General features: G+C 61.3%; 18 protein-coding genes and 1 pseudogene. 12 read left to right on the top strand and 7 right to left on the bottom strand.

Annotation, left to right across the window (positions count from 1 at the left end; all coding sequences use genetic code 11):
• Window positions 1-4: 4 nt before the first annotated feature.
• From BUA69_RS06855 to BUA69_RS20935, 3 genes are read left to right on the top strand one after another with little or no spacing between them, the layout of a single operon-like run.
• Window positions 5-2,197, top strand: coding sequence for a PepSY domain-containing protein (locus BUA69_RS06855; RefSeq protein ID WP_046133724.1), 2,193 nt, complete (start codon window positions 5-7; stop codon window positions 2,195-2,197).
• A complete protein-coding gene (locus tag BUA69_RS06850) occupies window positions 2,187-3,179 on the top strand; it encodes an FAD:protein FMN transferase (RefSeq protein WP_244468688.1) in 993 nt (330 codons plus the stop codon). Before BUA69_RS06855 ends, BUA69_RS06850 begins: the two co-directional genes overlap by 11 nt.
• A gap of 1 nt (window position 3,180) precedes the next feature.
• Window positions 3,181-3,492 (top strand): hypothetical protein, encoded by a 312-nt coding sequence (locus BUA69_RS20935; protein WP_046133725.1) that lies wholly within the window; start codon window positions 3,181-3,183, stop codon window positions 3,490-3,492.
• Between the two features lie 102 nt (window positions 3,493-3,594).
• On the opposite strand, the pseudogene BUA69_RS21220 reads toward BUA69_RS20935, so the two are convergent.
• The 5 genes and pseudogenes from BUA69_RS21220 to fahA all read right to left on the bottom strand — a co-directional run.
• Window positions 3,595-3,678 (bottom strand): annotated as a pseudogene (locus BUA69_RS21220) (recombinase family protein); the annotation flags it as partial.
• 74 nt (window positions 3,679-3,752) lie between these two features.
• Window positions 3,753-4,400 carry a maleylacetoacetate isomerase gene (maiA, locus tag BUA69_RS06840; RefSeq protein ID WP_046133726.1) on the bottom strand — a complete coding sequence of 216 codons (648 nt, stop codon included), beginning with the start codon at window positions 4,398-4,400 and terminating at the stop codon, window positions 3,753-3,755.
• Window positions 4,397-5,092 (bottom strand): fumarylacetoacetate hydrolase family protein, encoded by a 696-nt coding sequence (locus BUA69_RS06835; protein ID WP_046133727.1) that lies wholly within the window; start codon window positions 5,090-5,092, stop codon window positions 4,397-4,399. Before BUA69_RS06835 ends, maiA begins: the two co-directional genes overlap by 4 nt.
• 25 nt (window positions 5,093-5,117) lie before the next feature.
• Entirely contained in the window at window positions 5,118-5,969 is an 852-nt protein-coding gene (locus BUA69_RS06830; RefSeq protein ID WP_046133728.1) for a fumarylacetoacetate hydrolase family protein, read from the bottom strand.
• 8 nt (window positions 5,970-5,977) lie between these two features.
• Entirely contained in the window at window positions 5,978-7,249 is a 1,272-nt protein-coding gene (gene fahA, locus BUA69_RS06825; RefSeq protein ID WP_046133729.1) for a fumarylacetoacetase, read from the bottom strand.
• 208 nt (window positions 7,250-7,457) lie between these two features.
• Between fahA and BUA69_RS06820 the strand changes: the two genes are divergently transcribed.
• The 7 genes from BUA69_RS06820 (at window position 7,458) to BUA69_RS06790 (ending at window position 15,195) form a co-directional block, all read left to right on the top strand.
• Window positions 7,458-9,083 carry an ABC transporter substrate-binding protein gene (locus tag BUA69_RS06820; protein ID WP_160300088.1) on the top strand — a complete coding sequence of 542 codons (1,626 nt, stop codon included), beginning with the start codon at window positions 7,458-7,460 and terminating at the stop codon, window positions 9,081-9,083.
• A gap of 152 nt (window positions 9,084-9,235) precedes the next feature.
• Window positions 9,236-10,201 (top strand): ABC transporter permease, encoded by a 966-nt coding sequence (locus BUA69_RS06815; RefSeq protein ID WP_046133731.1) that lies wholly within the window; start codon window positions 9,236-9,238, stop codon window positions 10,199-10,201.
• On the top strand, window positions 10,198-11,112 hold the full coding sequence (locus BUA69_RS06810; RefSeq protein ID WP_052950350.1) for an ABC transporter permease: 915 nt from the start codon (window positions 10,198-10,200) through the stop codon (window positions 11,110-11,112). The genes BUA69_RS06815 and BUA69_RS06810 overlap by 4 nt, the downstream gene beginning before the upstream one ends.
• A 2-nt stretch (window positions 11,113-11,114) precedes the next feature.
• Window positions 11,115-12,185 (top strand): ABC transporter ATP-binding protein, encoded by a 1,071-nt coding sequence (locus BUA69_RS06805; protein ID WP_046133732.1) that lies wholly within the window; start codon window positions 11,115-11,117, stop codon window positions 12,183-12,185.
• Window positions 12,182-13,234, top strand: a complete 1,053-nt coding sequence (locus BUA69_RS06800; protein ID WP_046133733.1) for an ABC transporter ATP-binding protein — start codon at window positions 12,182-12,184, stop codon at window positions 13,232-13,234. The genes BUA69_RS06805 and BUA69_RS06800 overlap by 4 nt, the downstream gene beginning before the upstream one ends.
• Before the next feature lie 44 nt (window positions 13,235-13,278).
• Window positions 13,279-14,448, top strand: a complete 1,170-nt coding sequence (locus tag BUA69_RS06795) for an alpha/beta hydrolase (RefSeq protein ID WP_052950351.1) — start codon at window positions 13,279-13,281, stop codon at window positions 14,446-14,448.
• Between the two features lie 78 nt (window positions 14,449-14,526).
• Entirely contained in the window at window positions 14,527-15,195 is a 669-nt protein-coding gene (locus tag BUA69_RS06790) for a GntR family transcriptional regulator (RefSeq protein WP_046133734.1), read from the top strand.
• A gap of 374 nt (window positions 15,196-15,569) precedes the next feature.
• Here BUA69_RS06790 and BUA69_RS06785 read toward each other — a convergent pair whose 3' ends face one another.
• Complete coding sequence (locus BUA69_RS06785; protein WP_143154442.1) at window positions 15,570-16,394, bottom strand: hypothetical protein; 825 nt, start codon at window positions 16,392-16,394, stop codon at window positions 15,570-15,572.
• Between the two features lie 2 nt (window positions 16,395-16,396).
• The gene (locus BUA69_RS06780; RefSeq protein ID WP_082093688.1) at window positions 16,397-18,751 is read right to left on the bottom strand and encodes a vWA domain-containing protein; all 2,355 of its coding nucleotides are present in this window, start codon (window positions 18,749-18,751) and stop codon (window positions 16,397-16,399) included.
• A 227-nt stretch (window positions 18,752-18,978) separates the two neighbouring features.
• Between BUA69_RS06780 and BUA69_RS06775 the strand changes: the two genes are divergently transcribed.
• Both BUA69_RS06775 and BUA69_RS06770 read left to right on the top strand, forming a co-directional pair.
• Window positions 18,979-19,695, top strand: a complete 717-nt coding sequence (locus BUA69_RS06775) for a LuxR family transcriptional regulator (protein ID WP_046133736.1) — start codon at window positions 18,979-18,981, stop codon at window positions 19,693-19,695.
• A 665-nt stretch (window positions 19,696-20,360) separates the two neighbouring features.
• Window positions 20,361-21,545: a phosphoserine transaminase gene (locus BUA69_RS06770; RefSeq protein ID WP_046133737.1), complete on the top strand. Its 1,185-nt coding sequence runs from the start codon at window positions 20,361-20,363 to the stop codon at window positions 21,543-21,545.
• The last annotated feature ends 117 nt before the right edge of the window (window positions 21,546-21,662 follow it).

Here is a 21,662-nt window from a genome sequence, read left to right as displayed (position 1 = left end):
ATCCATGCGCAGACTTCACTCCCTTGGCGGCCTGTTTGGCGGTCTGCTGGTCATCTTCATGGCCACGACCGGCTTCGTGCTGTCGCTGCAGCCGCTCGCCGATGCGGCCACGACGATGGCTGCGGACAGCGGCGTTAACGTGGCGGCGCTGGCTGACCGCGTGGCCGCAGATCTGCCTGGTGTGGAGCGCCTGGTGCGCTCAGCATCGGGTCAGTTGGTCGCCTATACGGCCGAGAACGGGGTGCGGAGCGCCGTGATTGTCGATCCCCAGACCGGCGCGGCAGCCGGCGCCTATGCGCCGTCGGCCTTTTTCAGCTTCATCACCGACCTGCATCGCTCCTTCATGCTGGGCAATGTCGGGCACGGCGCAGCCGGGGTCGCGGCGCTGATCATCCTGGCGCTCGCCATCAGCGGCACATTGCTGCTGGTGGGCAAGGTGGGCGGCTGGCGCAAGCTGCTTGCTGCATCGCGCGGCACCGGTTCGCAGCGGCTGCATACCGACCTGGCGCGTATCGGCGTTGCCGTGCTGCTGCTGACCTCGGTGACCGGCGCCTATATGTCGGCGGTCAATTTTGCGCTGCTGCCGGAAAATGCTGGCGCGATGTTCGCATTTCCACCGGCCAGCGCTGGCGATAGCGTAGCGCCCATTGCCTCGCTTGAGGCGCTCGCCGCCATTCCATTGACTGATCTGCGCGAACTGACCTTCCCGGCGATGGGCGATGCAACGGACGTCTTCACCGTCACCACCCAGGCCGGACAGGGCTATGTCGACCAGGGCACCGGCGCCATGCTCTCCTTCACGCCAAGTGATGCCTGGCAGCGGGCCTATGAATTCATCTACCTGCTGCATACCGGGCAGGGCGCGCCCTTGGTGGCGCTGCTGGTGGGGCTGGGCGCGCTCAGCGTGCCGCTGCTGGCCGTGACCGGTACGATCATCTGGTGGATGCGTCGCCGCAACACGCCGCGTTTCTCCGGCAATGTTTCCTGGCGCGATGCCGACACGATCATTCTGGTGGGCAGCGAAGGCGGCAGCAGCTGGGGCTTTGCCGCCACGCTGCAGGACGCCCTGCGGCTGCAGGGCCAGCGCGTTCATGTCGCCGCCATGAACGAGTTGCGGCGCAGCTATCCGAACGCATCCCGGCTGCTGGTGCTCGCCGCCAGCTATGGTGATGGCGCGGCGCCGGCCTCCGCCCGCCAGTTCCTCGCCCGGCTCGAGCGCTTTGCCTCGACACCCGGCTTCGCCGTGCTCGGCTTTGGCGACCAGAGCTTTGCCCAGTTCTGCGGCTTTGCCGCCCGGGTCGACGCCGCGCTGGCGGCCAAGGGCCTGTCCCGCCTGCTGCCTCTGGGCAGCGTCGACCGGCAATCGGCCGGGCACTTTGCGGCCTGGGGCAAGGGCCTCGGCGCGCGGCTCGGCCTGCCTCTGGTGCTGAACCACGTTGCGGCGCGGCCCGCCACCAGAAAACTCTTGCTGGTCGAGCGCACCCTTTACGGCATGGAAGTCCAGGCGCCGGTCGTCGTGCTCAAATTTGCCGCGCCACAGCCCCGTGGGGGCTGGTTCGGCCCCCGGTTGCCGCATTTCGAGGTAGGTGACCTGGTCGGTATCGTGCCGCCCGGCGGCGCCGCGCCGCGCTACTATTCGCTGGCTTCGGCCTCGCGTGACGGCGTCCTGGAAATCTGCGTGCGCAAGCAGACGGACGGGCTGTGCTCGGAATTCCTGCATTCGCTGGTGCCGGGCGAGGCGATCGACAGCTTCATCCGCCCCAATCCGGACTTCCGGCCCAAGCAAGGGCGCCGTCCGCTGATCCTGATCGGCGCGGGCGCCGGGGTGGCGCCGCTCGCGGGCTTTGTCCGGCACAACCGGCATCGCCGTCCCGTGCATCTGTTCTTTGGTGGCCGCGATCCGGCGTCGGATTTCCTCTATCGCGACGACCTCCAAACCGCGCTGGACGCAGGCCGCCTGACCTCGCTCAACGCCCGGTTCTCCCGCGTCATGGGCGGCGGCTATGTGCAGGACCTGGTGAGCGCGGAGGCGGACACCGTGCGCCGCCTGGTCCAGCAGGGCGCGCAGATCATGGTCTGCGGCGGGCGTGACATGGCCAATGGCGTGCGTGGGGCGATCCAGGACTGCCTGGCACCGCTGGGCCTCAGCGTAGATGGCCTCAAGCAGAAGGGACTGTACCTTGAAGATGCCTATTGAACGCAGCGAAGGGCGCCAGCCGGACTTGATGATCCTGCCGCTGGAGCGGCAGGTGTTCAGCGGCGCCACCATGGGGACGCGCTACTCGGCGGTATTCTATGCCCGTGGCGACGCGGTCCGATCCGGACTGAACCGCGATCTGCAGGCGGCGGTCGATGCGGTCGACGCCCAGATGTCGACGTGGAAACCGGATTCGGCACTGATGCGGCTCAACCGCGCGCCGACAGGAATCTGGTGCAAGATGCCCGAGGAACTCTTCACGGTGCTGGCGGCAGCGCTGGAGATCGGCCGATTGTCGGAGGGTGCCTTCGATATCGGCGTGGGCGACCTCGTGGCTGCCTGGGGATTTGGCAGCCAGGCTGCCAGCAGCGACCAGAAGTGGCCGGATGCCAAAACTACCGTTGCTCGACGCCCGGCCCATCTCTGCCTCGAACTCGACCACGCCCAGCAGCGGGTCCGCAAGCTTGCTGCGGTGACGCTCGACCTTTCCGGCATTGCCAAGGGATTTGGCGTCGACGAACTGGCCAGCGTGCTGATGGCCCATGGTGTCGAGCATTTTCTCGTCTCGATCGATGGCGAATTGCGTGCAGCTGGCGGCAAGCCTGAAGGCTCGCCCTGGCGGGTGGCCGTTGAGAAGCCGCAAACTGGTCACCGCGCGGTGGAAGGCGTGATCGAACTGAGCGAGGGCGCCGTCGCCACGTCCGGCGACTACCGGCACTTCGTCGAGCGCGACGGCATCCGCTACGGCCATACCATGGACCCGCGTCATGGGGCACCGCTCGCCGATGGCCCGGCCGCCGTCACCGTCATGGCTGCCACCTGTATGGGGGGCGATGCCTGGGCAACTGCCCTGCTGGTGCTTGGCCCCGGAACCGGCGCCGAACTTGCCAGCCGGCAGGGCATCGAGGCCCTGTTCATCGACCGGCTCCCCGGCACGGCTCCGGACGCGATCACATCATTCCAATCATCAAAGGAGAACTAAAATGAACACATCAACCATCGGAATTGCCGTCGTGCTTTGCAGCCTGAGCGCGGCATTGCCGGCTCTGGCCGGCGACGTCCGGGCGCAGCTCACGCCCGATCTTATCTACAGCCACTGCCAGGCCGCCGGCGTCGGCAGCCAGACCGAGAGCACCTTCATGCTGCCGGGCGGTCGCGTGACGGGCACGGTGCTGTGCACCGAGGCGGATCTTGTCGCAGCCAACATGATGGCGCCGACACAATACGGCGAAGACGAAGATGGTGACGATGACAACCAGGCTCGCCGCGGTCACGACGACAATCATGACGACTGAGCCTTCTATGCCGATGCAGGTCACCACGCGAAAGCCGCGCCGATCCCACTCGTGATCGCCATCGCCAGGACGCCCCAGCACAGCACGCGGTCGGTTGCGCGCCTCCTTGATGAAGCGCCGCTCCATCTGCGCAACCATGCCTAACACCGTCAGGACCACGTGGCCCATTTCTTCCCGTGTTGAGACAACGGCACCTGCGTTGTTAGGCATACGCGCGCCTCATATTTTGGCGCAGCGTTACTCACGGTATTAAGACGGATCTATGATGCGTCGGGCTGCGCCTCGGGAGCCCCCTGAACGAAGGCCGCTAGCGTGCTACAGGCGTCGTATATTCTCGCTATGGTGGGATAGTCCTCAAGTCCTATCTTAAAGCGGCGATTGTTCATGACTTGGGCATACAGACAGATATCGGCTAAGCCCGGTTTATCGCCGTGGCAGAATTGGCCGGTTCGCGGGTCATTGGCCAACATCGCTTCCAGCGGCCCGAATGTCATTTGGACCCAGTGCCGGAACCAGTGCGCACGCGCCTCTGTATCAACGCCCAACTCCACCTCCAGATAAGTCAGCACTTTCAGGTTGTTGAGAGGATGAATATCGCAAGCGATCATCGCGGCAAGACCACGGACACGCGCGCGGTCTAGCGGGCTAGTCGGCAAGAGAGCCGGATCGGGAACCGTTTGCTCCAGGTACTCTATGATCGGGATCGACTGTGTCAGCGCCTGACCATCCACGACCAGCGTGGGCACTACCCCATGCGGATTGATCGCCAGATATTCGGGCGTTTGCTGCGCACCCTCGCGTAGGTTCCAGGCCACATAGTCATAATCGAGCCCCTTGAGCGCCAAGGCTATCCGCACGCGGATCGATGTCGATGAGCGAAAGTAGTTATGCAGGGTCAGCTCACTCATTCGCGCTGCCCGATGGTCGTGGTAATCGCGCCCAGGCCCGTCACCGTGACAGTGCAGACATCGCCGGGGAGGAGCGGCCCAACGCCAGATGGCGTGCCGGTGTAGACCAAATCGCCGGGGCGAATCTGCACCGAGGTCGACAGCGCCGCAATGATTTCAGAAACCGACCAGACCATCGCCGCTAGCGGGCTATCCTGCCGTTTTTCGCCATTGACGAGCAACTGGATGCGCGCGTCTTTTGGAGGTTGGCCAGCCACAGCACGATGCACAGCGCCGCAAACAGCCGATTTATCGAACGCCTTGCTCCAATCCCAAGGGTGGCTCCGATCGCGCAGGGCAAATTGCAGATCGCGACGCGTCAGATCATTCCCCACGGCATAGCCGAAGACATGGTCGAGTGCGTCCTCGACTGCAATATTGCTCCCTGTCTTGCCGATGGCGATGACCAACTCGGCCTCGTGGTGAAAATTCTCAGTCAGTTGGGGATACGGCACCGTTGCGCCGTCCTCAACGATGGCGTCGATCGGCTTGGTGAAGAAGAACGGCGCCTCACGCTCCGGCACGAAGCCCATTTCGACCACATGGTCGGCATAGTTCCGCCCCACGCAAAAGATGCGCCGCAACGGGAAACGGGCGTCCTCTCCGGCCACGGGCAGGCTTTGTACGGGCATGGGTTCAACGACATAGTTCATGATGAAATCCTTGATGAATATTGGTCTAGTGGACCGCGACCTGCATGGTGCCGATGCCTTCAATCCAGGCGGCTATGCTGTCGTCGGATTTCACTGCACCAACCCCTTCGGGCGTGCCGGTGAAGAGCAAATCGCCGGGTCTGAGCGTGTAGAAGGAGGATGCCAGGGCAATTAACGATGGCAGGTCTCGCAGCAGGTCTGCCGTTGACGCTTGCTGGCGTAGATCACCATTGACTCGCAGCTCCAGTACGAGTTGGCCGGGGTCTGCTATGTCGTCAGCAGTCACCATCCAGGGGCCGATAACGCTGAATGTATCAACGGATTTCCGCAGAGACCGCTCTTCGGTGCCGCGCACCGTCATGTCGAGGCCGACACAATAGCCAGCCACGCAGTCAAGTGCCTTCTCCGGCGTCACGCGGTCGACGGTCTTGCCGATTACCGCAACCAGTTCGATTTCGTGATCGTTGCGGCGGTCGGCATGACGGATCATCAGTGGGTCGGATGGGCCGATCAGCGAGCTTGTCGCTTTCAAAAACAGCCCCGCTCTATCGATGTCGAGGATGGCTTGGTGATGATGGATGGCCGCGTCGCTGCGGGCCTCTTCAATATGTTTGCGGTAGTTGACCGGGGCCGCGACGATCTTGCGCGGTGAGGCCACTGGCGGCAGCAGGCGCACGCTGGCAAGGTCGACAGAACGCGCCCCCGCCAACATGGATTCAATGATTGGCCGCAGCTCCGGCAAGGCAGCGATCAGTGGGTCATGCTCGGGCAGCGGATAGCGGAAAACCGGCAGCCTATCGAGGACCCCCGACACGTCATAGACGCGGTTGTCGCGCACCACTCCCAGACGATTCTCGTTGAAACGGCAGATTTGCATGAACGCCGCTACCGCTTTGGCCAGGCATGGGCAGGGAGAATTTGTCCGTCGCACACGCCAAAACCTATGCGGTAGCCTTCGCCCTGCGCCCAACCGGTCATCCGCACGCTGTCGCCATCTTCGAGAAATATCCGCTCCAGGCCGTTATCCAGTTGGATCGGGTCGCGCCCGCCCCAACTCTGTTCCATCATGCAGCCAAATTGGGGACGTTCGGGGCCGGAAATTGTGCCGGAGCCCAGCAAGTCGCCCACCTGCATACGGCAACCGCTAATGGAGTGGTGGGCGAGCAGTTGCGGCGCGGAGTAGTACAGGTGCCTGGTGTTGGTGGACACCAGCCGCGCCGGCTCCACCGAATCAGTCCCCAGCCATGCTTCGATATTGATATCGAAGCAATAATCGGCTTGTTCGTGCAGATAGGGCAGCAGCGGAACGTCGCGTTCAGGCGATTGCACACGGAAAGCGGCGAGCGCCGCCTGCGGCACGACCCAGGGACTGATCGTGGTCGCGCTCGCCTTTGACTGGAAGGGGCCGAGTGGCTGGCCTTCCCAACGCTGAATATCGCGCGCGGACCAGTCGTTGAGCAGGACGAAGCCAAAAATGTGATCATGCGCTTCAGCGACGCTAAGAATGTCACCGTGGGCGGTCGGCTTGCCGACGACGACCCCAAACTCCACTTCAATATCCAGTCGGCGACTGGGACCAAAATGCGGCCCCTCCTCGCCTTCAACTAGGAATTGGCCAAGCGGGCGGCGTACCGGCGTACCTGAGACCACCACCGAGGAGGCGCGTCCGTTGTAGGCGATCGGCATATGCGGCCAGTTTGGGGTAAGGGCGTTGTTCGCCCCCCGCAAAATTGTCCCGGAATTGACGGCGTGCTGTCGGCCGGCGAAGAAATCGGTGTAGCCACCCACACGGAACGGCAGGTGCAGACTGACCGAACCGAGGGGCAACAGCGCTGTTTCCCGCAAGCGCGCATTGTCCCGCAAGGCCGCGCGACCATCTTTGGCCAGAAGCTCGGTCAAGTCGGCGCGTATAGCATCCCAAACCGTCCTGCCCTGCGCCATGAAAGCGTTGATTGTGTCTTGCTCAAAACCACAATCGGCGGCCACTGCGCCCAGCAATCCGGCATCACTCAGCGCTGCGAGGTCGACCACGCTATCCCCGATGGCAACGCCACAGCGCGGCGCGCTGCCCGGCGTGGAAAACACTCCATAAGGCAAGTTTGCCAACGGGAAATCACACTCAGGCTCATTCGCCCCCAGAACCCAACTGTGTCGCATGCAACCCCTCCAACGCAGGCCAAAATACCAAAAGTGTATCCACTTTAGTCGGTGAAGCGCTATTATCTAGCAATATTTGTTTGACACAAGTGGTTTTGGTATACACTTTTAGACATGCCAGAGGAGGCGCTCCTGCAATCCCAGCGGGAGCGACAGGCAGTCGGGGCGCCGGCAGCACATGCCGGACAATTTCGAGGAGGAAACAACGATGAAGCATTCTATTCGATCGTGGCGAGCCATGGCGCTGCTGCCGATGAGTATCGCGCTTATGACGGGAACCGCTCATGCGCAGGCGCTGGGTGAGCCGGTTCCCGAACTCCAGATTGCCTATTACGCGTCGGACATGGGGCCGATGTACGAACAGTCTGCCCGTGTCATGAGCGAAGAATGGGCCAAGCTCGGCCTGAGCTTCCAGCTCCAGCCAGTACAGTTTAGTGCCTTCATCTCCAACATCATGGTTGGTGGCGGCCTTGAGGACATGGCTGTATTCACCGTCGGTGCCGATCCGGATCGCGTTGATCCCACCTATTGGCTCTATGACCTTGGCGCCTGTGGCGCGCGCCGCAATGGCGCCAAATGGTGCGACGAGGAATTTACCGCGCTGGCAACCGCTCAGCGCAGCCAGGTCGATCAGGCTCAGCGCCTTGAAACAGTCTACGCCGCCCAGCAGCGCTTCTACGACCAGGCGCCCTGGTGGCCTGCGACCAACACGGTTTACGGCATCCTGTGGAACAGCGACAAATGGGAGAATGTAACCAGCCCGGCGCCGGTCGCCGCCCATGAAGGCCTGGTAGATCCTTGGCTATCGGCTGTGCCCAAGACCGACGACCGTATTCTGGACTGGGCTTACCTGGAAGACGTAACGACCTATAATCCGCTCGCCGAAGAAGGTGCCGTGGGTTGGCTGCGGTTCGTCTACGACACCTTTGCCAAGAACAACGCACAGGGTGAGACCGTGCCATGGGCCGCGGAGTCCTGGGAATTCACGGATCCCCAGACAGTACGCATCGTGCTGCGCGACGGCATGACCTTCCACGACGGCAAGCCGGTCACTGCCGCAGATGCGGCTTTCACCATCAACATGGTTGTCGAGGCACAACCCCCGGCCATGAGCTCGCGCATTGCCAACTTGGAAAGTGCCGAAGTGATCGACGAGCGCACTTTCGAGGTCAAGCTCAAGACTTCTGACGCCGCCTTCGTCACCACGGTTTTGACCTACCTCTTCATTCTGCCCGAGCATCTGTGGGCCGACTATGAAGGGGACGTAACGGCTCGTGATGTCATCGCCGACGGCGTGGCGATCGGTAGCGGTCCGTTCAAGTTCAAGACCTGGCGCATGAACGAGGTCCACGAACTCGACACCAACACCGCCCATTTCAACGCACCGCAATATGATGGTCTGCGCCGCCTGGCGCTTGGCCAGGCCGACGCCATCCGTTCGGCCATGCTTTCGGGTGCGGCTGACATTGCCACGACGGTTCTGCCGGTGGCAGCAATGAGCGACCTTGCGGTGCAGGAAGCGTCCCTCGACTTTCTCGAAATTCCCTCGCATGGCTCGCTTCTGGTCTGGCTGAACAACGAGAAAGCGCCGTTCACCGATCTGGCCTTCCGTGAGGCTCTGCGGCTTGCCACCAATAAGCAGCGCGCGGCAATCGAAGGCTGGCTCGGCTTTGCGGTGCCGGCTGGCGAAGGCTCGGTGCCGACCCAGTTGGGCATGTGGCATAACTCTGACCTCGCCCCCATCCCGTTCGACATCGACGCAGCTCGCGCCACGCTCGAAGCCGCCGGTTACGGTTGGGATGCTCAGGGTCGACTGCATTATCCGCCGAACTAAGTACAGGAGCGGCCTGCCGCCAAAGCGGCGGGCCGTTTTGCTGCAGAGCGCGATGCGTTGACTGCCATCAGTGCCAAGTCCTGTGGCCGCGCGCCATGGCCACCAGCCGTACTCGTACCCACCCGTGGCCGTTCCTTGCCGGAGAAAACCCGATGAGAGCCTATATTCTGCGCCGCCTTGCGCAAGCCGTAGTGGTCGTCTGGGCCGTTACCACAATCATGTTCGTAATGTTCCGCGTGATGCCAGCCGACCCGACGGCCGTTCTGATGGAACGCGGCATGACCGACGCGGCCCGTGAGACCCTTATCGCGCAGTGGGGGCTAAGCGGGTCACTCTGGGATCAGTATCTGCGCTACATGGGCAATCTGCTGCGCGGCGATTTCGGTTCGTCCTTTTTCTACCGCAAGCCGGTCTGGGAAGTCCTCTGGCCGCTCATTGGCAATACGCTGTGGATCGCGGTGCCGGGGCTGTTGCTTGGGGCCTTTGCCGGGGCGGCCCTCGGCATGCTGGTGGGCTGGTCCAAACGCGGCGGCAAGATCGAGCGCGGTGGCATCTTCCTCGCCACGATCATTCGCGGCGCGCCCAGTTTCGTCATCGGCATCGCCCTGCTGACGGTGTTTTCGAGCACGCTCGGATGGTTCCCCGGTTTCGGCATGGGCGACCCCGGTCCCACACAAGGTTTTGCCCGTTACCTGACACTGGATTTCTTGCACCATCTCGCGCTGCCGCTGATCGCCGTGATCATTTACTTCCTGCCCGAAAACCTGCTGCTGATGCGCAGTGGCGTCGTGGAAAACCGCACTGAGGACTATATCGAACTGGTGCGGGCCAAGGGCGTGCCGTCCTCGCGCGTCGCCTGGCATGCGGCTCGCAATTCGCTGCTACCGCTGATCACTTGGCTGTTTCCTGCCCTCGCAGAAACCATCGCCGGTATCGTCGTCATCGAAATCGTCTTTTCCTGGCCGGGCGTCGGACGGGAACTGGTGCTGGCCGTTACGCGCCAGGACTATCCGCTGGCTCAGGCCGCATTCTTCCTGCTGGCCGTGATGATCGTGCTCGCCAACCTGGCGGCCGACCTCACCTACGGCAAACTCGATCCCCGGGTGGTCTACAAATGAGCCAATCGACCCCAAAGACCGATCTGCCTCCCATCGCGGGCAAAGGAATGCTGGCTGCGGCCCGCGAGTCTTTCATCCTGCTGATCGGCGACAGCTTCGCAGTTGCGGGCATGGTCATCCTGACCATCTTCGCTGCCATCGCGATCTTCGCGCCATGGTTGGCGCCCTATGACCCGTTCCAGGCCATGTTGACGGAAAGCGGTCGCCTGCTGCGTCTCGCCCCGCCATCATCGGCCAATCCATTCGGAACGACGGCCTTCGGCAATGACGTGCTGAGCCAGTTCCTGTACGGTTTTCGCGTCGCCTTTATCGTCGGCCTCGTCGCAGCCTTCGCTGTCGGAATTATCTCGACAGTGTTCGGCGTTGTGGCCGGCTATTTCGGTGGCTTGATTGACGACGTTTTAATGCGGATTACCGACGTCGCTCTCTCTATTCCGACCTTGCCCTTCTCCATCGTTGCTGTCGCCCTGCTCGGGCCGAGTATCGAGAACATCGTGCTGGTCATTACGCTGCTGTTCTGGCGCAATGGCGCCCGCATCATCCGATCGGCGGTGCTCACCGAGCGCGAGCGGGTCTATGTGAAGTGGGCCCGTGCAGCGGGTGCCTCCCATATCCACATCATCATGCGACACATCCTGCCCAACATTTTTCGCGTGGTCTTTTTATGGATCACCATGTCGGTCGCTTTCGCAGTGCTGACCGAAGCGAGCCTAAGCTTTCTGGGACTGGGCGATCCGACCGTCATCAGCTGGGGCCAGATGCTCAACACGGCTTTCTCCAGCGGAAGCCTGCGCACCGCGTGGTGGTGGGTGTTGCCCCCCTCGCTCGGGCTGATCTTCCTCGTGTCCTCGCTCTATCTCATCGGACGTGGCTATGAAGAGCAGGCCAATCCAAGACTGCGGAGGCGCTAGATATGACTGCCTTGCAAGACCTGAACGCGCGTCTGGCACAAAAGCCGGCCGCCCGCCTTGAAGTGAAGAACCTCTGCGTCGCCTATGGCACGTTCCGTGGCCCGTTCAACGCCATCGACAATGTCTCCTTTACAGTCGAACCCGGAACAACACTGGGATTGGTGGGCGAATCTGGATGCGGCAAGAGCACTGTGGTCAAGGCCATCATGAACCTGCTGCCGGAAGCCACGACGGTCACCGGTGACGTCCTGCTCAATGGAAAAAACATTCTTGGTCTGTCGGACAAGGCCCTGCAACAGGTGCGCTGGACCCAGATATCGCTGATCACGCAGAGCGCCATGAACTCGCTCGACCCCGTTCTGTGCATTGGCGACCAAATTGTTGAGTCCATCCTCGCGCATGAGAAGATCCCCTATGGCCTGGCCTGGGCGCGCGCCGCAGAAATGTTTGCGGTGGTGGGGCTGCCGGCAGCACGGCTACGGGAATTCCCGCACCAGTTCTCCGGTGGTATGCGCCAACGTGCCGTCATCGCCATGGCACTGAGCTTGAATGCCGGAATGTTGCTCGCCGACGAGCCGACCACGGCGCTGGACCCGATCATGCAGGATCAGATCATGACCCGCATCCGCGGCATCCATGAGCATCTGCGTCGTTCCATGATATTGGTGACACACGATATAGCCGTGGTCTCGGAAACCTGTGAAACCACTGCGGTCATGTATGCCGGCAAGCTGGTCGAATCCGGTGCCACCGCCGATGTGCTGCAGCGCCCGCGCCACCCCTATACGATGGGGCTGCAAAATGCTTTTCCCAAGCTGCCGGTCAGAGGTACGTCCAGGCAGCCCCTTATCTCCATTCCGGGCACGGTGCCAAATTTGCTCATGCCGCCACGAGGCTGCCGCTTTGCCTCCCGCTGCCCGTTTGCAGCCGCGCTTTGCCATGCCGAGCAACCTGAACTGATCCAATCATCCGATGGCCACGCCGTGGCCTGCCATTTTGCCGAGCGGGCCCCAGAATTTCGACTGGCTGCCCGGCAGGCTGAGACCTGGCGCGCCAAGGAGGCAGCGATATGACCCGCGCATCCACCCCCGCGGTCGTGACCGCAGAGAATCTTCAAACCCATTTTCAGGCGCGCGCTGGTCTGGTCAGCGCCCTGGCAGGCCGAACGCCTCCCGCCATCCGCGCCCTTGATGGCGTTGACCTGACCATCGGCGAGCGCGAGATCGTCGGACTGGTCGGGGAATCCGGCTGCGGAAAATCCACGCTCGGCATGTCGCTGGTCCGGATGTACGAGCCAACTGGCGGCGACGTGCTCTATCACAGCGAACCGGTCACCCACCTCAAAGGACGGGCGCTCAAGCAGTATCGGCGCGAAGCTCAGATCATCTTTCAGGACCCTTACAGCTCGCTCAATCCGCGTCTGACCATTGGCCAGATCATCGAGGAGCCGCTCAAGATCCACGGCATCGGCCCCGCCTTGGAGCGGCGGGCCCTTATTGCCCGCGCGCTGGATCATGTGCGCATTCCGGCCTCGACCCATCTCGATAGCTATCCCAGCGACCTGTCCGGCGGGCAGCGCCAGCGCGTCGCCATCGCCCGCGCCCTGGTGCTCGAGCCACGTTTCATCGTCGCCGACGAGCCGGTCTCGATGCTCGATGTTTCCATTCAAGCCAGCGTTCTGGAACTGCTTGACGAGTTGTCGCGCGAACTCGGGCTGGCGGTCCTCTATATCTCGCACGACATCGCGACCGTTGGTTATATCTGCAACCACGTCGCCGTCATGTATCTGGGGCAGATCGTCGAAGAAGGCCCGGCCGAAGATATCCTGGCCGAGCCCCTGCATCCCTATACGCAGCGCCTGATGGCCGCCATTCCCAACATGACGCCGGGCGCAGTCCGCAGCCGGATCGAACTGAAGGGCGACGTTCCCTCCCCGCAGAATATTCCACCCGGATGCCGGTTCTCGTCGCGCTGCCCTTTTGCGACCGATCTGTGCACCAGCGTCGCTCCCGAACTAGCGACCCTCGCCGATGGCCGGCGGGTACGCTGTCACCTTTACGACGGTGCCATCGCCGAGGCCTATCCCGGCCTGACCCCGCCGCGCGCTGAAATCGCTGCCTGAGCCAATCGGACGCCGGACCTTAATTCTCCCTGGAGCACCCCGTCGTGACCACGCATAAGCTGACCTTTGAATGGAAGCATATCAGCTTCTCTGCGAACCAGAATTTCACGGAAACCTATGGATTTTCCGGAAGCCAGGGACGTACCAATCTTGAAGGCATTCTGATCGCGCCCGAAGGCGTGGTTTCAAGGACCTTGCTGATCTTCATGCATCCGGCATCGACGCTGCAACTCCTGCCACTGCCACGCGCCTTGGCCGAAATGGGTCACCATGTACTCTGTGCAGGCAGCCGCTATCAACGCAACGACACCGCCCTGATCATGGAGAATGTCGTCCTCGATCTCGGGGCCTATATTCGGGCAGCACGCCATGAATGGGGCTATGACCGCGTTGTGCTGTGCGGCTGGAGCGGCGGTGGCTCTCTGACGATGCTCTATCAGTCGCAAGCCGAGCGTCCCAGCATCACTCAGACGCCCGCCGGCGATCCGGTGGATTTGATCGGTGCTGAACTCATTCCGGCCGATGCCGTGCTCAGTCTGGCCGCCCATGCCTCGCGTGCAACGCTGTTGACTGAGTGGCTCGACCCGTCGGTGCATGACGAAAACAACCCAGACGACTGTGACCCCGCGCTCAACATATATCGCCCGGGCTATGAGCGTGCTGCCGCGCCCTTCGCGCCGGAGTTCATCGCCGCCTATCGGGCTGCCCAGAAGGCCCGTATGCAGCGCATTACCAACCGAGTGGCCGATACGCTCGATCGGCTGCGTGAGGCGAACGGAAAGGAGCTTGAGCGCGTCTTTGTTACCCATCGCACCATGGCCGACCTGCGCTTCCTGGACCCCTCCATCGACCCCAATAGCCGCAAGTCGGGCTGGTCCTATCTCGGACATCCGGAGACGGTGAATAGCGGGCCAGTCGGCCTCGGACGGCTCTCGACGCTACGGTCGTGGCTGTCCCAATGGTCACCCGAGCATACCAATGCCAATAGTCTTGTTACCGCAGGCGCCGTGTCGGTGCCCTTCCTGGCAATCGAATGTGGCGCCGACGATGCCGTGCCCCAGCCCCACACGACGGCCATCTTCAACGCAGTTGCGTCCAAGGACAAAACCTTTAGATGCGTCGATGGCGCGAACCATTATTTCGTCAATCAGCCCAGCCAACTGGGCGAAGCCGCCAAGATAGTGTCACAATGGTTGCACGACCGAAATTTTTGAGACGTCCGAGTTACGTCGCAAGGCGCACAACGGATAGCATACAGCCCTGCGGGCAAAGGTATCGGCGAGGCAGATAGCATGAGCAAGGACATTTATGAGACGATCAGGGGCCTGATTGCCGACGGCACGTATATTGGCGGCGACACAATGCCCGAGGGGGAACTGGCGACGAGGCTAGGTGTCAGCAGGACGCCCGTGCGCGAAGCTTTGCGCCGCCTGCAATCGGAGGGCGTAATACGCCGCGAGGCCTACCGCCGGGCCACCGTTGCCGAAACTGACCCCGATGAGGTAATCCATATCTTTTCGGCGCGCGCTGCGCTGGAGCCCGTGGCAGTGGATCTTGCCATGAGTAAGGTCGACGATGCATTCCTTGGGCGCCTGAAGGACCTCCACGAGCGCATGGACCATGCCATCAAGACCAAAGAGCCGGACCGGCGGGCCTATCGCGAACTGAATGCCGCATTCCACCGCGCGATCTGGGCGCAAGGCGGCAATACGCTGTTGAGCGACATGATCAATTCGATCGCGCGTAAACCTCTCGTCAGCCCAACGTTCAATAATTGGGAACGCGAGGAGCTTTATCGCAGCAACCGCCAGCATGGCGACATGGTCGAGGCCTTTGTCCTCCGCGACGCTGAATGGGCCAACGCCACCATGCGCGTGCACCTATTATCCTCCCGCGCAACCTATCGCAGAATTGGTGCCCTAACGGGATCTGGCGAGAACCCCAAAAAAGACCTCATTTAGGTCATCGGTAGTTCGTTACAGAACGACGGCTCCCATCAAGTAAAGTTGGGTGTAGCAGCCTTGGCGGGGACCAATGCAACCCTGCCTGCAGCGCACGCAGCGTCGCAATGTTGGCTCGATCCAGTCCGCCTCTAGCGCCATTGCACAGGTTTCGTATCATACGCTGACGGCTTCAAGCATGCGCCTCGCAGGTCAATCCAACCATGGCACTCTGAGGACCGTCCAGACAGGGGCCAGAGGCCATCGGTTGCTATGTCCGCTTTCAGGCGCAGGCAAGGTGGTTAGCGGAATGACGCTATTGGGACGAGAGACCGAAAGCTGTCCAGGAGGCATCATCCCCATGCTGCCCCTTAAAGCTGGTTGCGGGGCTTGAATCAATCACTTAGCCGCACCCAGGCACTTGTGGTATAGACCCGACAGTCTCTCTTGCCGCTGCCCAAGACGGCAATCATCTCGTCCGGCAGTTTGACGTGGACAGTCGAGAGGTGCTGCATCTCTGAGGGACTGATAACGGTCAAATCCCACGTTACCTTCGTGCCGCCCGGCATTTGAGTGTCCATGCCTGGTACCGTATCGAAGTTCATCTGCCACTTTTGCTCGCCTGTTGCGGTCCATGTGCCGCGTATCTGGTCGGCATTGGGGAGTTGTTTGGGATGGAAAGGCGGCGTGAAGTCGAGCCGCCGTGGTTCCAGCATTTCGGCGGGCAGCTTGCCCGCAACGGGGAATACGCCCTGCAACACGGCCGGGCAGCCTTCCATTTGCGTTTCACCAAGATTTGCTTGCCAAAGGCCCGGACGAGGCTGAAGACCAATCGACGGTTCGTCAGGAAAGAGGTCGACCGGCACCCGACCACCATTTTCGGGCAGAATGATATCCGCATTGCGTGGCGTGCATTCATCGGGACCAGCATAGAGGAAACCGGGAGAATCAATGCCGGCCAGTACGCGGATTTCCGAAGGCGATACCGACTTCAGGTCCGCCCATTGGCCCGAGCGCGTGCGGGCATCGAACACGGCTATTGCATCTTTGGTCGGCGCGGGCCCAATCAGATCTTCCATTTGCGCTCGCGCATCGTTTTTGGGCGAGGTCCACGTCGCCTGTCCATCTGCGTCAATGGTAATAACCGGCGAATTGCACGCGAGCGCAGTTGCTGGTGCCGTTGCTATGGCGGCGGCGAGAATGAGCGAAGACAATTTCATTTTCACTGACCTTCGATAATCGAGAAAACGCTGTTGAACTCGCTATCGGTGAGTTCGGTCGGTGTGCTGAGCCCGGCTGCGGGTACGGCCTGAGCGGTGGGCCTGGCGCTTGGCGATAGCGTGTCGCGTATCAGGCTGAATTCCGCTGATGAGATGTAAGCGGTGAAGTAGCAAAGCTCACCCAGCGCCGTTGGCTCGCAATCTTGTCCCCCGGGCTGATTGAGGCCGATCATTTTGAAGTTGCCGCCGGGATCGCGGTCTACATACCAACCGGTCAGCTTGCCATTCGACCCGGGCACCAGTGTTTCTGCGACCCAGCCGTATGGAATGGTGACAGAATATTCCGGGTTGTAACGGGCGATCGGGCAATCGGCTTTGGGGCCGCAATTGGCGTCGACTTCGCCCTGGGTGAGGGTGTCTTGTAGCAGTTGGAAGTCTTCATAGGCGTCTTCGGTGGGCGACTGGCTGGCGTCATACTGAAACATGCAAAGGTCGCCGGCGCGGGTCGGCTCGCAAAAACCATTCGAGTCCACCCATTGATGCGGGTTGAGAACGATCATGTCCTTGTTGCCCGTTGAATCGGTGAACTCGACATAAGGTTGATCGCGCAATACGCCGACATTGGCTGTTCCCGCAGTCATTGGCGTCAATGACGGCTTCGTCGAGACCCAGAGTTCTGGCAGCACGAAACTGAGATTGGTGTCGGGGTCTTTCACGTCGCACCAGCCGCCATTGAGGCAGTCATAGGCGTGATCTTCCCATGCCACACCATCTGCGCCGGGCGCGTCGGGGCCGTGACCCATGTTCGCATCTGCAGGCCTATCCAGGGCGATTTGCGCGGTCGCGATGTCGCCGGTTGCGTCATCAACGACCGTTCCAACGTCAATCGCGGTCCGGGCCTTTTCGACGATCTCACCGCTTGCGTTGTAGCCGCGATACACAATGTCATAGCTGCCAGGTTCTGTCGGCGCACTGATCTTTTGGCCAAGAGCGATGTCACCCAGATAGAGCCCGGAATTGACCTGAGTGTCCGCTTGCCAGATTTCGATGGTGTCGTATCGAAGCTGGCTGCCTCGGGTTTCGATCGGAATGGCTTGACCAGGCTCAATGGCAGGCGGTGCGCTGATCGTGACGGTAGGGTCAGTCTCGGCAGTGATTGTCATGGTTTGAAGATTGTCACCGGCCCAGGTTTCGAGGCTGAGAAGGTATTGTCCGGGCCCGGGAATGTTCATCCCGGCCTCGCGGGGGCCGACAGAACCATCAACGGTTGCATAGGTGATGCTGTCGCCCCGGCTTCCGTCAGCGTTAACTTGGTAAAGGTTGAGTGTCATGGCAGCGCCGCCCGCTTCCTGACCCTCGGCTGTCACGTCGACTTCAATCAACAGGGTTTGAGCGACCGCAGCGTACGGACCTTTATTGCGCATGATGGCAACCGGCAAATTGCCGATCATCTTCACGGTCACATCCTGCGCCTGGCCCGATATGACCTCAAAATCCTGTTCGCCCGAGCCATTTTCGGCTGTGACGAGGGCCGTGTACGAGCCGGCGTCGCGTTCAATGGGGAAGGGGTCGTATCGTTCGTCGCCGGATATTTCAGCCAGAACCGTTTCGTCGCCTGTCGCATTGTCGCGCAGGGCCCAGCGATATGACTCGGGCATTCCGCCAGCGTAGGCGAAAATCAACCGGACGCCTGCAGCAGGCAAGGGTTGATCCGCCACGGTTGTCCGCAACAAAGCCTCCGCCAGTTCGGCGCCGGATTGTGGGCGCATCAGCAGGCCGCCGGTTCTATCGGCAACGCAAGCGAGAGTGTCTGCTTCAGCTTCGGTGAGGCCAAAGCCGACGACGTGGGCACGGATCTTAACGCCGTCTGCGGCCAGTTCATCCGCAACGGCGCAAGGATCAACGCCGCAGGTTTCCAAACCATCCGTCACCAGGACAATATCCGCTTCCTCAGAAGTGATGGGGATCTCGGACGCGGCCAGGTGGAGGGCTTGTGCCAACGGCGTCTTGCCTTTGGGGTTGATGCGGTTGAGGCGGTCGCCAAGAGCTCCCGACTCCTGAAGGCCAGCCTTGGCGACCACTTCAATGTCCGTGCAATCACCTTTGCGATTGTGTCCATAAGCTATGACGCCAAGCGGCACCGTCGGGTCGCGCAACGTAAAAAAGTCACCGAGCACCTCACGGGCTATCTCTATTTTGGTCTTGCCGCCTTCAAGTTGCCCCCACATCGACCCTGACGCATCAAGAACAAGGATTGTCGTTTTGTCTGACTGAGCCTGAGCGGTCGACGTGCCAGCAACAACCAAGAGTGTGATTGCAAAACAGATGCTGAGAAGTGTTGAGAGGTACTTTGTCATGCAGTCTTCCTATGCTGCGGGCCACGCAGGCCCTGGCACCTCCTCTCAAGCGCCAATGGTCCCGGAAGGTTAGCCGCGAAAAGTCTCTCTGGCAGGTCCGCCGCGAAAGCAACGCTGGCCGGGTCTGAGCAAAGAGTGACAAACACATAGACATTGGTGCCGACGTACCGCAATCTAAGGAAATCCATATACTACCAGCCGAAGTGTCTGATTTTTATGGAGAATGAATGAAAAGGCTTGAGAGTTTTCTGAATACAATGGTGGCAGCGGAGGACGCTGATGCCGTTTGGCGGGAGACCATTTCGTTCTTCGAGAAGTTCGGATTTGATCGCTTGATCCATGCAGATCTGACGCGCGACGGCGTTAAACTGCGTTCCACTATGCCGCAGACTTGGCAGGATCGATATCAGGAGCAAGGCTATGGGGCGATCGATCCGTTCTTTGTCTATTGCTGCGCGACAACCCAATCCGTGCCCATTGGTCGCGCCCATCATGCCGACTATGCCTATCTTCAGCCTCGCCAGGTTCGGATGATTGAAGAAGCCGCCCAAGTTGGACTTAACGCTGCTTTCTCCGTCACCTTTAAGCTCTATGGCCGCGATGGTGCAGGCGGCTGGAATATAGGGTCCGGGTATGATCGCGCGTCATTTGCCAAGGTCATCAGGGAGCACGGGAACACGCTGCGCATGAGCGCGCTTTACGCTCATGAACGCCTGCGGCACCTGACCGTGAACCAGGCTAGCGTAGTGCCGCTTTCAGCGCAGCAGCGCGAGTGCCTTCTGTGGGCCGCCCGTGGGTTGCGAAGCCAGCAGATCGCCGACCGCCTCAATCTCAAGACAGTGAGTGTCGAGCTTTATTTGCGCAACGCACGCAAAAAACTCGGCGCGCAAACGCGTGAGCATGCAGTGGCCATTGCGATCCAACGCGGGCAGATTGTGCCCTAACACTGTTTGCAACAAACGCCGGGCCGTCAGCTTTCGTGTTTTGGATGGGATTCCTCGAATTCGCTTCTTAAGAAGCCTAACTGATCGCGTGAGACTTTGTCCGTCAGCGGTGTCGTCCCAAAGAAGGTCCGCTCCTCCCCCCAATTACTGCCGTCCCTGCCACTGTGCGGCTAACAGCTTTGGGCAACCCTCGAACAGATCCTAACAGCAGAGGCGGGCGAAATTGCCCGCGTCCCGTCCCGTGCTTTCGCGGCTCTGCCATTGCCGGGCGCGAACATCATTGTTGAGATCACCTTCCATTTTGCGCGCGAGCGCGTGGGCTAGCCGCGATCGTTTTGCAGGGATACCAGCGTCCTCCCCGGAAAACGGCGCGGCACCTAAATGAAGTATTCTGCAGGGCGTTTCCCTCGAGTGTACGCAATCAAGATGATGGCCATTCCTGGAAAACCACAACACGCAACGCGAGCGTTGTCGGTACCGATACCGAAGGGTCGAGGTGCGCCCACTATCGCGGCACCACAATCTCGGAGTTAAGGGACGCGTTTTGACCAGATCACACCCCCCTGAGAAATGATGGATTGACGGCGCTGGGCGACAGGCGTATTCCCGGCCTCAGGACATCTCGCCCTAACGCGAGACGCATAGACCTGGGAGGGTCGCTGAATATGGCTGATACGCCCCATACCGCACCGGCGGTGAAACCGGCTAATCCAAATTTTTCGTCGGGTCCCTGCGCCAAACGTCCTGGCTGGACGGTTGATGTGCTGGCCAATGCGCTGGTCGGTCGTTCGCACCGGTCCAAGCCGGGCAAGGCCCGCATCCAGCGCGCCATCGACCTGACGCGCGAACTGCTCGAAGTTCCCGCCGACTATCTGATCGGCATCGTGCCGGCGTCCGATACCGGTGCGGTCGAGTTGTTCCTGTGGTCGGCGCTGGGCGCCCGTGGCGTCGACATGCTCGCCTGGGAGAGCTTTGGCGAGGGCTGGGTCACCGACGTGACCAAGCAGCTCAAGCTCGATGATGTGCGCGTGCTCAAGGCCGGTTATGGCGAACTGCCCGATCTCGGCCAGGTCGATTTCAACCGCGACGTGGTGTTCACCTGGAACGGCACGACATCGGGTGTGCGGGTGCCGAATGGCGACTGGATCGCGGCTGACCGTCAGGGGCTGACCATTTGCGATGCGACGTCGGCAGCGTTTGCGCAAAACCTCGATTTCGCCAAGCTCGATGTGGTGACGTTCTCCTGGCAGAAGGCGCTGGGCGGGGAAGGCGCGCATGGCGTGCTGATCCTGTCGCCGCGCGCCGTCGAGCGGCTGGAAAGCTACAAGCCGGATCGCCCACTGCCCAAGATCTTCCGCCTGACCAAGGGCGGCAAGATCCTCAAGGAAGTGTTTGAAGCCGCCACCATCAACACCCCCTCGATGCTGTGCATCGAAGATGCTGTCGATGCCATGGAATGGGGCCTGGCACAGGGCGGTCTCAAGGCGTTGCAGGCGCGGGCCGATGCCAATTTCAAGGTGCTGGCCGACTGGGTCGCAGCAACCGATTGGGTCGACTTCCTGGCCAAGGATGCGGCATTCCGTTCCAATACCTCGGTATGTCTGTCGATCGTCGACCCCGCCATTGCGGCGCTCGATGATGACAAGCAGGCGGCTTTCGCCAAATCCATCGTCGCGCGGCTCGACAAGGCCGGTGTCGCCTATGACATCGGGGCCTATAAGGACGCGCCATCGGGGCTGCGGATCTGGGCCGGTTCGACCATCGAGGCGGCCAACCTCGCAGCACTGACGCCGTGGCTGGACCACGCCTTTGCCGAAGAGAAAGCCGCGCTGCTCTCGGCTGCCGCCTAGTACTCCACCCCTCCCAACCTCCCCCGTCATGGGGGAGGTGCTGATCGCGTTCATGGCAAGATAATGCCCTGAACGCGGAGCGATACCTTCCCAAGGGGAGGCGGAGGGGGTGACTTC

Origin of the sequence: Devosia limi DSM 17137 (assembly GCF_900128975.1) — a bacterium.
Lineage (GTDB): Bacteria > Pseudomonadota > Alphaproteobacteria > Rhizobiales > Devosiaceae > Devosia > Devosia limi.
This window is presented reverse-complemented; position numbering and strand designations above follow the sequence as displayed.

What these genes read in the sequence shown, in the direction of transcription:
- BUA69_RS06855 (WP_046133724.1), top strand. Translation starts at nt 5, where the DNA reads ATGCGCAGACTTCACTCCCTTGGCGGCCTGTTTGGCGGTCTGCTGGTC.
- BUA69_RS06850 (WP_244468688.1), top strand. Translation starts at nt 2,187, where the DNA reads ATGCCTATTGAACGCAGCGAAGGGCGCCAGCCGGACTTGATGATCCTG.
- BUA69_RS20935 (WP_046133725.1), top strand. Translation starts at nt 3,181, where the DNA reads ATGAACACATCAACCATCGGAATTGCCGTCGTGCTTTGCAGCCTGAGC.
- maiA (WP_046133726.1), bottom strand. Translation starts at nt 4,400, where the DNA reads ATGAGTGAGCTGACCCTGCATAACTACTTTCGCTCATCGACATCGATC.
- BUA69_RS06835 (WP_046133727.1), bottom strand. Translation starts at nt 5,092, where the DNA reads ATGAACTATGTCGTTGAACCCATGCCCGTACAAAGCCTGCCCGTGGCC.
- BUA69_RS06830 (WP_046133728.1), bottom strand. Translation starts at nt 5,969, where the DNA reads ATGCAAATCTGCCGTTTCAACGAGAATCGTCTGGGAGTGGTGCGCGAC.
- fahA (WP_046133729.1), bottom strand. Translation starts at nt 7,249, where the DNA reads ATGCGACACAGTTGGGTTCTGGGGGCGAATGAGCCTGAGTGTGATTTC.
- BUA69_RS06820 (WP_160300088.1), top strand. Translation starts at nt 7,458, where the DNA reads ATGAAGCATTCTATTCGATCGTGGCGAGCCATGGCGCTGCTGCCGATG.
- BUA69_RS06815 (WP_046133731.1), top strand. Translation starts at nt 9,236, where the DNA reads ATGAGAGCCTATATTCTGCGCCGCCTTGCGCAAGCCGTAGTGGTCGTC.
- BUA69_RS06810 (WP_052950350.1), top strand. Translation starts at nt 10,198, where the DNA reads ATGAGCCAATCGACCCCAAAGACCGATCTGCCTCCCATCGCGGGCAAA.
- BUA69_RS06805 (WP_046133732.1), top strand. Translation starts at nt 11,115, where the DNA reads ATGACTGCCTTGCAAGACCTGAACGCGCGTCTGGCACAAAAGCCGGCC.
- BUA69_RS06800 (WP_046133733.1), top strand. Translation starts at nt 12,182, where the DNA reads ATGACCCGCGCATCCACCCCCGCGGTCGTGACCGCAGAGAATCTTCAA.
- BUA69_RS06790 (WP_046133734.1), top strand. Translation starts at nt 14,527, where the DNA reads ATGAGCAAGGACATTTATGAGACGATCAGGGGCCTGATTGCCGACGGC.
- BUA69_RS06785 (WP_143154442.1), bottom strand. Translation starts at nt 16,394, where the DNA reads ATGAAATTGTCTTCGCTCATTCTCGCCGCCGCCATAGCAACGGCACCA.
- BUA69_RS06780 (WP_082093688.1), bottom strand. Translation starts at nt 18,751, where the DNA reads ATGACAAAGTACCTCTCAACACTTCTCAGCATCTGTTTTGCAATCACA.
- BUA69_RS06775 (WP_046133736.1), top strand. Translation starts at nt 18,979, where the DNA reads ATGAAAAGGCTTGAGAGTTTTCTGAATACAATGGTGGCAGCGGAGGAC.
- BUA69_RS06770 (WP_046133737.1), top strand. Translation starts at nt 20,361, where the DNA reads ATGGCTGATACGCCCCATACCGCACCGGCGGTGAAACCGGCTAATCCA.